The organism is Streptomyces sp. NPDC028314 (assembly GCF_055565795.1).
Genome location: NZ_JBVHTP010000022.1, coordinates 136,171 through 142,170 on the forward strand (window position 1 = coordinate 136,171; position 6,000 = coordinate 142,170).

At 71.0% G+C, this 6,000-nt stretch carries 4 protein-coding genes; 2 read left to right on the forward strand and 2 right to left on the reverse strand.

What is annotated here, in order from left to right:
* The first annotated feature begins 163 nt into the window (after positions 1 to 163).
* Positions 164 to 2,140: an acetoacetate--CoA ligase gene (locus tag ACZ4TG_RS35925; protein ID WP_468171830.1), complete on the forward strand. Its 1,977-nt coding sequence runs from the start codon at positions 164 to 166 to the stop codon at positions 2,138 to 2,140.
* A 58-nt stretch (positions 2,141 to 2,198) separates the two neighbouring features.
* Complete coding sequence (locus ACZ4TG_RS35930) at positions 2,199 to 3,212, forward strand: hypothetical protein (protein ID WP_468171833.1); 1,014 nt, start codon at positions 2,199 to 2,201, stop codon at positions 3,210 to 3,212.
* A gap of 81 nt (positions 3,213 to 3,293) precedes the next feature.
* On the opposite strand, the gene ptsP is transcribed toward ACZ4TG_RS35930, so the two are convergent.
* Together ptsP and ACZ4TG_RS35940 are read right to left on the reverse strand one after the other, a co-directional pair.
* Positions 3,294 to 4,964 (reverse strand): phosphoenolpyruvate--protein phosphotransferase, encoded by a 1,671-nt coding sequence (gene ptsP, locus ACZ4TG_RS35935; RefSeq protein ID WP_468171836.1) that lies wholly within the window; start codon positions 4,962 to 4,964, stop codon positions 3,294 to 3,296.
* Positions 4,965 to 5,037: 73 nt separating this feature from the next.
* Positions 5,038 to 5,487 (reverse strand): PTS sugar transporter subunit IIA, encoded by a 450-nt coding sequence (locus ACZ4TG_RS35940; RefSeq protein ID WP_468171839.1) that lies wholly within the window; start codon positions 5,485 to 5,487, stop codon positions 5,038 to 5,040.
* Positions 5,488 to 6,000: the final 513 nt, after the last annotated feature.

A 6,000-nucleotide genomic window follows, 5' to 3' on the forward strand; every position in this document is an offset into this window, starting at 1 on the left:
GCCGTTCACCCGGAAAACGATCACACGCGACCACCCGGGACAGCTCTGGTGCGGATGTCGATCACATGGCATCGTCCCTGTGAGCCGCCGCGCACACACCCGCGCACCGGTGGCACCGTACGCACACGAAGCGCGAGCCGCAGACTTGACCGGGAGCCGACCCATGACCTCAGCCACCCAGCCGGAACCCCTCTGGTCCCCGAGCCCCGACCGGATCGCCGCGGCCCGGATCACCGCCTTCCAGGCCTGGGCCGCCGAGCGCTTCGGAGCCCCCGCCGAAGGCGGCTACCCGGCCCTGCACAGCTGGTCCATCGACGCCCTCGACACCTTCTGGCAGGCCATCGCCGAATGGTTCGACGTACGGTTCACCACCCCGTACGAATCCGTCCTCGCCGACCGCTCCATGCCCGGCGCACAGTGGTTCACCGGCTCCACCCTCAACTACGCCGAGCACGCCCTGCGCGCCGGCGAGGACCCGGCCCGCGCCGACGACCCCGCCCTGCTCTGCGTCGACGAGACCCACGAGCCCGCCCCCATCAGCTGGGCGGAGCTCCGCCGGCAGGTCGGCTCGCTCGCCGCAGAACTGCGCGCCCTCGGCGTACGCCCCGGCGACCGGGTCAGCGGCTACCTCCCCAACATCCCCGAAGCCGTCGTCGCCTTCCTCGCCACCGCCTCCGTCGGCGGGGTCTGGACCTCCTGCGCCCCCGACTTCGGCGCCCGCAGCGTCCTGGACCGCTTCCAGCAGGTCGAGCCCGTCGTCCTGTTCACCGTCGACGGCTACCGCTACGGCGGCAAGGAACACGACCGCCGCGAAACCGTCGCCGAACTGCGCGCCGAGCTCCCCTCGCTGCGCGCCGTCGTCCACATCCCGCTGCTCGGCACCCCCGCCCCCGAGGGCACCCGCACCTGGGCGGAGCTCACCGCCGCCGACACGGAGCCCGTCTTCGAGGCGGTCCCCTTCGACCACCCCCTCTGGGTCCTCTACTCCTCCGGTACGACCGGCCTCCCCAAGGCCATCGTCCAGTCCCAGGGCGGCATCCTGCTCGAACACCTCAAGCAGATCGGCCTGCACTGCGAGCTCGGGCCCGAGGACCGGTTCTTCTGGTACACCTCCACCGGCTGGATGATGTGGAACTTCCTCGTCTCCGGCCTGCTCACCGGGACCACCGTCGTCCTCTACGACGGCAGCCCCGGCTTCCCCGACACCGGTGCCCAGTGGCGCATCGCGGAGCGGACCCGGGCCACCCTCTACGGGACCTCCGCCGCGTACGTGATGGCCTGCCGCAAGGCGGAGGTCCACCCCTCCCGGGACTTCGACCTCTCCGCCGTGAAGTGCGTCGCCACCACCGGTTCGCCGCTGCCTCCCGACGGGTTCCGGTGGCTGCACGACGAGGTGGCGCAAGACCTCTGGATCGTCTCCGTCAGCGGCGGCACCGACGTCTGCAGCTGCTTCGCCGGCGGCGTCGCCACCCTTCCCGTCCACATCGGAGAACTCCAGGCCCCCGCCCTGGGCACGGACCTCCAGGCCTGGGACCCCGCGGGCAAGCCCCTCATCGGCGAGGTGGGCGAGCTCGTCGTCACCAACCCCATGCCGTCCATGCCGATCCACTTCTGGAACGACCCCGACGGCAGCCGCTACCACGAGAGCTACTTCGAGATGTTCCCCGGCGTCTGGCGCCACGGGGACTGGATCACCATCACCGACCACGGCTCGGTGATCATCCACGGCCGCTCGGACTCCACCCTCAACCGGCAGGGCGTCCGGATGGGCTCCGCCGACATCTACGAGGCCGTCGAGCGCCTCCCCGAGATCAAGGAATCCCTGGTCATCGGCCTGGAAGAGGCCAACGGCGGCTACTGGATGCCGCTGTTCGTCCACCTCGCACCCGGCGCCACCCTCGACGACGACCTGCGCGCCCGGATCAAGTCGACGATCCGCGAGCAGCTCTCCCCGCGCCATGTGCCCGACGAGATCATCGAGGTCCCGGCGGTCCCGCACACCCTCACCGGCAAGCGCATCGAGGTCCCCGTCAAACGCCTCCTCCAGGGCACGCCCCTGGCCAAGGCCGTCAACCTCGGCTCGGTCGACCACCCGGAGCTCCTGGACTTCTACGAGGAGCTGGCCCGCACCCGAGGCTGACTGTCAGTGGCGATGGTTACCGTGAGTGAGCAAGTCATCGCATCACTCAGGGGGAGCCATGTCATCGAAGAACAACAGCGCCGACAACAGCGCCGACAACAGCGCGAACAGCAGCACGAACACCGGCGTGAACACAGGCGTGGACACGGGCGTGAACACCGGCGCGAACAGCACCGCCGGCAGCCACCGCCGCAGGGCCCTGCGGCGCAGCCTGCGCCGCGAAGTCCCCAGCACAGTCGGCCTCCTCGCCGACGCCGGGGACTTCGCGGCCATGCGCCGCTACCGCAGCTTCGCCTTCGACGACCACGTCGACCACGCCGAGTACCTCCGCCACGTGGACGCCCTGCTCCGCTCCCTGGCGGCCCAGGGCATCCACACCACCGTCGCCCTCTTCGACCCCGAGGAGTACGCCGACCACTGCGCCGAACACGGCCTGGACCCGGACACCGCCGAAGCCCGCACCCGCTTCACCGCCGAGCTCTCCGGCGCGGGCGCGGGCCTGCCCTACACCGGCCAGCCCATCGAGGAACTCGTCCCGCTCCTCCTCGACGAGGCCGTCCGGCAGGCCACCTGGGAGTACGCCACCACCCTCCTCGCCGGCGTCGGCACCTGCGCGGACTGCGGCGAGGACATCGGCCAGGCCTCCTTCGAGCGGGCCGCCGACGCGCTCAAACGCCTCGTCGAGGGCGCCGGCCCGGGCCACCACCACCTCGTCTGCAGCATCCCCACCGAGGCGGAACAGCTCCTCGCCGTCCTGCACGCGGACAACCCCCACGCCGGCGAAGCCCCACCACGCATCGAGGGCCGCGAAGGCCTCGACTTCGTGACCGTCCTGGCCGCCGGCATCGCCCTCGGCGGCGCCGGGGGACTGGTGCTCCGCAGCACCACCGAGGGATTCCGGGACCGCGTGCACGGCTGGCGCCTGGACCGCGGCCGCCTGGTCCCCCTCTCCGCGGCGGCGGTGTTCAACGCCTACTGCACCGACGCCGACACCGGTGACCCCGTCGCCCCGGAACCGGGCGTCGAGTACTGCCCCGGCTACGAGGTGGACGACCCGGGCCCCCACCACTGACCCCGTCCGGATGCGGGTCCGGATCCGGAAACGCCCGAGGGGCCCCCGCCACCGGCGAAGGCCCCTCGGTCACCACTCGTCCTACTCGCCGGACAGCACCGCCTGCGCGGCCACCCGGGCTTCCTCCGCGCTGTCCGCGGCGCGTGCGGCCGCGGCCGCACGCTCGCACTGCGCGAGGGTGTACTTGGCCAGCGTCGCCCGCACGTACGGAATCGAAGCGGCACCCATCGAAAGAGAGGTGACGCCCAGACCCGTCAGCACACAGGCCAGCAGCGGGTCGGAAGCGGCCTCGCCACAGACACCGCAGCTCTTGCCCTCCGCCCTGGCGGCATCGGCCGACATGGCGATCAGGTCGAGCAGCGCGGGCTGCCACGGGTCCTGCAGCCGCGACACCGCACCGACCTGGCGGTCGGCGGCGAAGGCGTACTGCGCCAGGTCGTTCGTGCCCAGCGACAGGAACTCGACCTCCTGGAGGATCGAGCGCGCCCGCAGCGCGGCGGACGGGATCTCCACCATCGCGCCGAACTTCGCCTGCAGACCGGCCTCACGGCAGGCGTCCGCGAACGCCTTCGCGTCGGTCCGGTCGGCCACCATCGGGGCCATGACCTCGAGGTAGACCGGCAGCCCCTCGGCGGCCTTGGCCAGCGCGGTCAGCTGCGTACGCAGCACCTCCGGGTGGTCCAGCAGCGCCCGCAGACCACGCACGCCCAGCGCCGGGTTCGGCTCGTCCGCCGGCGTCAGGAAGTCCAGCGGCTTGTCGGCCCCGGCATCCAGCACACGTACGACGACACGCCCCTCGGGGAAGGCCTCGAGCACCTTGCGGTACGACTCGATCTGCTTCTCCTCGGACGGCGCCTTCTTGCTGTCGTCCAGGAACAGGAACTCCGTGCGGAACAGACCCACACCCTCGGCCCCGGCCTCGACGGCCGCCGGCACGTCCGCCGGACCGCCGACGTTCGCCAGCAGCGGCACCTTGTGACCGTCGGAGGTGGCACCCGGACCGGAGGACGCCGCGAGAGCGGCCCTGCGCTCCGCGGCCGCGGCCTCCAGCTCGGCACGCTTCTCCGGAGACGGGTCCACGAACAGGTCGCCCGTGCTGCCGTCGACGGCGATCAGAGTGCCCTCGGCGATCTCCCCGGCCCCGGGCAGCGCCACGATCGCCGGTACGCCCAGAGCCCGCGCCAGGATGGCACTGTGGCTGGTCGGCCCGCCCTCCTCGGTCACGAAGCCGAGCACCAGCGCCGGGTCGAGCAGCGCTGTGTCGGCGGGCGCGAGGTCCCGCGCGATCAGCACGTAGGGCTCGTCGCTGTCCGGCACACCCGGCATCGGCACGCCGAGCAGGCGCGCCACGATGCGGTTGCGCACGTCGTCCAGGTCGGCCACGCGCCCGGCCATGTACTCGCCGGCCCCCGCGAGCAGGTCGCGGTAGGAGGCGAAGGCGTCGTAGATGCCGCGCTCGGCGGTGCTGCCGACGGCGATCCGCCGGTCGACGTCCGCCATCAGCTCGGGGTCCGTGGCGATCATCGCCTGGGCCTCGAGCACGTGCTGGGCCTCGCCGCCGGCCAGCTGGCCGCGCGCGATCAGGTCGGCCGATACAGCCTCCACGGCCTGGCGGGCGCGCCCCTGTTCGCGCTCCGCCTCGTCCGCGGTGATCTGCTTGGCCGGCGGTTCGAGAACCGCCGTGCCCATGTGCCGGACCTCGCCGATCGCCACACCGTGGCTCACGCCGACGCCTCGCAGCGTTGTCTCCATTTCACCCGTCTCCGATAGAGCGACGGCCCCGCCGCCGCGATGGATGTCCGACTCGCCCTCGCGGGCGGACACGTCACTTCCAGCTGAAGAGAACGTCCGACGCCTTCACGTCCCCGGAGTCGACGACGTCGGAGAGGGACTCCGCGGAGGCCTCCAGCGCCACGACGGGGCAGACGGGGGACTTGCCGGCGGCCTCGACCGCGGCGGGGTTCCAGCGAATGACGGCCTGGCCGCGCGTCACGGTGTCGCCCTTGTTGACGAGCAGCTCGAAGCCCTCGCCGTTGAGCTGAACGGTGTCGATCCCGAGGTGCGTGAGCACGCCGTGCCCGAGGGCGTCGACGACCACGTACGCGTGCGGGTGCAGGGAGACGACCACACCGTCTACGGGGGCCACCGCCTCCGAAGGCTCTCGCACGGGATCAATAGCGGTGCCCGGTCCCACCATCGCGCCGGAGAACACCGGATCGGGCACTGCCGCGAGTCCGATGGCGCGCCCGGCAAGTGGGGACGTCACGCTGGTCATGGGGGGCCTCCCAGGGGTGGGGCTGCTTCGTGTCGCCGTCACAACCTGTCCTGGACGGCGTACTTTGAGAAGGGTAAGTCATGAGATGTCCCGGTTCCGCACGAAGTGCACCCCCGTGAAGGGGCTCCGACGTGCTCCCGCGACACCAACGTAGTGGACTAGACCATACGCCTGAATCGATTTGCCTGGGCACTGGTCGGCCTGTACTGTCGTGACTCCCGCCAGAACGCACCGCGTGAACATCTCGCGAACGGCTGATGGACGGGAACCTCCTCTTCAGTAATGATCTTCAGCCTCATTCCTTTCCGCCTGCCTTTTGGCAGAACGGCGAGTGGTCGGGGCCGCGGAAAACCACTGATAGAGTCGGACTCGCCGAAAAGGGAAACGCGAAAGCGAGCCCCTGGAAAGCGAATGCAGGACCCGCTTCGACCGGGAATCGGACACGAAAGAGTCTGATAGAGTCGGAAACGAAGAACGAAGCCCGGAGGAAAGCCCGAGAGGGTGAGTACAAAG